Annotated in this window: 1 protein-coding gene; it reads right to left on the bottom strand. The window is 58.8% G+C overall.

The features are described from left to right. The coding region (locus L0H65_RS15125; RefSeq protein WP_301459875.1) for a hypothetical protein at nucleotides 1–4,523 on the bottom strand (4,523 nt) is incomplete at both ends.

The raw sequence follows: 4,523 nt of genomic DNA, 5'->3' as shown, positions 1-4,523 counted from the left end.
GGCCCTCCATCTGCGTCGTATCAACCCCATCCAACTGTCCGATATCGCCGCCTCTGCTGGTCAAAATCACACGGCTATCGCCGATGGGCGCGATGCTGCGGCCCAGCAACAGATCGCCGTCGCTGACAAGATCAAACTGTGCCAACGTGCCCGATAGGCGCAACAGTGCGACCGGTCCGTCGCTGTGTAGGGCAAACTGGCCGTTGCCCACACCTTCGGCCATCAGGTTAGCCGCGTTGAAGATCAGCGGCACCGCACCCGTTCCGGCGGCCCCGGCCCGGAGGGCAAGCGTTCCACCCGCCTGAACTTTTGTACCCTGCCACGCTTGGATCGTCGCTGCTGTCAACGAAACATCTGCACCCGAGGTAACATCACCAAGCTGCATCGCCCCGCCTGCACTCAGCGTAGCATGACGTGCCGCGCTCAGCGCCTTGCCCTGCGCAACGGTCAAACCATCTGTCACCGTCAGGGCCAAGGAACCGTCACGGCTCCGCAAATTCTCATTGATCATCAACGCGCCGGAATTGATCTGCACATCTCCCGCCACGTCAAAGGGCTTGTCGATCACGATGCCCCGCCCCGCTGCCGTCAGCATCGCGTTGCCACCGATTGACGCACCCCGCACATGCAAGGCGCCATTGCCGACATGGTTCAGATACGCCGACCCAGCCGTTTCCATCCGAACGCCTGTATTCGTCCCCCCCAACAGGACGGGCGCGGGCTTGAAACCGATCTGCCCACCTTCAAACGCGATCAGGTTGGCATCAAATCGACCCTGCACCTCTGTTTGCGCCCCGGCAACTACGTCGATCTGCGCCGCAGTCGCGTACTGAATGGCAAGCGCGTCGCCCTCCGCAGACAGATGCAATTCACCCGCCGATCTTACCATGCCCAAACGGATATCCCCAGTGGCGGCAAGCGCCAAACCCTCTGCCCCGGCAGAAATACGCGACGGGCCGCGCTCAATGATACTACCAGTTTCACGCAGGCCCGCTTGGAAGCTGGCCGCCTTGCCAAAGCCAATTTGCACCCCATCGGCTAGGATAATATCCTGCGCCGACTCCGCTGTAACAACGGTATCTACGGCGTTAAAGCTGCGCCCGAACAAGATGTCAGACCCCTCACCAGGCTCCCCCAGCGTGCGCAGCGTCAGGGAATTTGCCGAGAGCGCGGCAAAACCTGTCCGGAGCGCGCCGGTGGTCGTGATCAACCCGTCGCCGGTGCCAAGCAGCAGCCGTCCGATGCTCAGGTTGCCGTAAGCTTGGATAAAGGCGCTCGCACCCGGAATATCCATCACCCGCAGCCCCAACTCCGGCGCATTGACCACGAGATTCCGATCCGCGCTGCCAATCGCACCCGCAGCCGTCAGTTCAACGCGGCCCCCTGCTTTGACGGAGGAAAACAGCCCTTGAGTCTCGGTAATCTCCCCTTCAGCAGTCACGGTAATGTCGCCAAAAGCGGCAATCGCAATAGCTTCGTTCGCGGATAGAGGTGTTGCTGGATGCACCAGCTTGATCGCGCCATCGGTGGTCAACGTCACATCACCCGCTACGGACGCCGCACGCTCCAGCAAGATATCGCCGCCGGTCACGCGCAGATCAAGATCCGCGCCGCTTTCGACAAATACCCTGCCGCCCGGTGCAGAAAGCGCCACGTCAACCCCGTCGCCAGCCCCGATCATACCGTTGGCACGCAGGTGAACGCCCGCCGCTAAAAGTTCCAGATCGCTTGTCGGATTGGCGTCCAGAATGGACCCTGCCCCAGACTCCAACCAAACGGTGCCTTTGGCAAAAATCTCATCCAGCGGAATGTCGGATTTTTCAGCCCGAAGATAGATGCTGCCATCCGCACGCGCATTCAGCGCACCGCCATTCAAAATCTCCAGCGGCATCGGCGCATTCAGGCTGCCGATATCGCCGCCCGCCGCTTCAAGCAGAACCGACTGACCAACCACCCCGCGCCCGTTTGGATCGGCTGTGGTGATCGCACCAGAGCTGCGCAACCGCGCATCGCGCATCGCCTCAAACTGGCGGAGGTACACATCAAGTTCAGAGCCGACATAGGCATTGCGCGCCGCATCAACCACCAATTCGCCCGTCGCCTCTACATCCAGATCATCATTGCGGTTGATGATCACATTGCCCTCATTGACCATGATATCCGCACGGGCAGCAGTGAACAGCACCAGCCGATCCTCACGCGAAAGCTTGCTGCCCGCCGCCTTGATGATCGGGTCGATCCGCTCCCCTATGTCTTGGCCCGACAGCAGCGTCACATTGCGCCCGATCACATTGGGTTCCTCAATGGTAATCTGGGTATCGGTGACCGGCAAAATGAGGTCGCGCCGGAACGACGCTTCCAATTCCGTGGTGGTGAAATAGGCACCTTTGATCAACTCTGCCGCTTCGCGCGCATCAATGGTGGCACGGTAATTCGGATCGAAGGTCATTGAATTATAGACCACCGATTGCGCGTTGAAACGCGCGTTCTGGTCCGCCTGCAACTGGTCTATTTCTATATTCGTCAGCCCGGAGGCCAGCATTTCGCGGCGCCGCTCAGGCGTGTAATAATAAGGTGCTCGCTGCCCGCCAAGCAGGTGGTGGGGGTCAAAGCCGGGTTGATCTTTGAGCTTTGACGCGCGGAACCATTCAAAATAGCTGGCGGTGCGGCTCTCGATCTCACGCTGGATCAATGGGTTATTGTTCAGCTTGTCTTGCTGAATCATCGCCCGAACAGCGTTCTTTTCCGTGGCGGTGGGCTGGTAAACGAAATTTGCGTCAAAATCGGTGTTTGCATATCTGTCCGCCTGCGCATGGTAGGTCAGCGTGCGCTCGGTGACGATGGCATTGATCTTTTCATCATCCGCACCTTTGGCCACAAGCTGACGCCGTTCTGCCGCTGTTAGATCAAGGACCAACGCCGGATCGTATTTGTTGATACCCGTGATCGCACCTTTGCTGTCGCGTTCTACCAACACGTCCCACCATGCGAAATAAGCCTGCGCTTCCTGGTCAATCAACGGCGCAAGCCCAGTTTGGATTTCGGCGGTAGTGGGCTGCGTGAGGGCTGCGTCATCGACCAGCCCCAACTCATCCCACAGCGCCTGAAGCAAATCTGCCTGTGCGCGGCGGTCAGCGGTTTCGCGGCGGTCCTCATCCTCGATGTTGAACTGCGCCGTTTCCAGCCGCACGTCACCTGTGGCCGAACGTACCTGCTCAATGCCCATCCGGTTGTTCAGGCTGCGCAGGTCGATATCGGCGTAGGCGTCAACGTAAAGCGTGCCTTCCGCTTCGACATCAAGGCGCACATCGCCGTATGGCTGTGTGGCTTCGACGCCGATGCTGCCGCTTTCCGACAAAAGCCGCACATCGCCTCCGATGATCTGGCCACCGAACACGGCCGGTCGGATACTGCCTTTCGCCTCCAATTGGACATCATGGCCAAACGTGCTTTCGACGCGTCCGACCAGCAGCTCCCCTTCCGGGTTGCGCAGACGAATATCGTGCAGCGCGGTTGCAGTAACCCCGACCGATTCCCCGGAAACGAGCAGCACATCCTCCGCAGCGCTTGCACGGGCCGCACCGATCAACTCATTGCGGTAGGGCGTCTCGCCTGCGGTAAGGTCAGCGCCTGTCACCCGGCCAAAGATGTCACGGGCGGCAACAGGCCCGACAATGCGGAAAACGCGGGGCTTGAAGCTTGAAGGTGACACGCCACCAATCCGACCATTTCGCGCAGTCAACCTTGTATCGCTCGTTTGAATGATCACCTCTGGCTGCAATGCCAGAATATCGCCGCCGCTGGTTAGGTTGACCTGCCCATTCAGCGCCCGGATACTGCGGTCCAGCAAGATCGAGCCATCGGCCACCACCTCCGCCCGCGATGTCGTGTAGCCGTCAAACTCGATAGAGATCGGCAGATCAGCTTGCAACCGGTGCGTCATCGTGCGCCGTTCGGTGAAGGATCTTGTTGTGGTTATGTCATGCTCACGCTTTTGCCATTGGTTCGAAAACGGAAAGTTGACGACATTGGTGTAGGGGCCATTCGTGACCGTCTCATCAACCTCGCCAATCCGACGCACGGATGAAAAGCGATAAGGGGTAGCATCTATATTGTCGGCAGCAATTTTGACATAGCCAACATCAGGTTTGTTGGCGAGCAGGACATCACTAATTACGTCGGTGCCTACCGGTGTTGCAGGGCCATCCTGAACGCTCCCGCAGTTAATGTTCGCGATGCAGAAATATGTTTCCTTTACATGTGATACCGAAGTGTAGCTGACTTCGTGGTCCTTCGCCTTGGTAAAAAACAGTGCGGCATCATCGACAGGATTATAGGCGGTGCTATCGGCGCCGATAAGGATCTGACTGATGCCCGATGTATTGCTTCTGACAGTAAGGTTGCCTCCCGCCGTCTTTTTATAGATCGTCGTTTCATATTCGGGCGGCGCGCCAATCACATACGGGCGACCCGGCACATGCGGCAGAGGCTTCAGCCGGTCGATGATCCGCACCGTACCTGAA

The sequence above is a fragment of the Pseudorhodobacter sp. genome, from assembly GCF_030452865.1.
In the GTDB taxonomy this organism is placed as follows: Bacteria; Pseudomonadota; Alphaproteobacteria; order Rhodobacterales; family Rhodobacteraceae; genus Pseudorhodobacter.
This window is presented reverse-complemented; position numbering and strand designations above follow the sequence as displayed.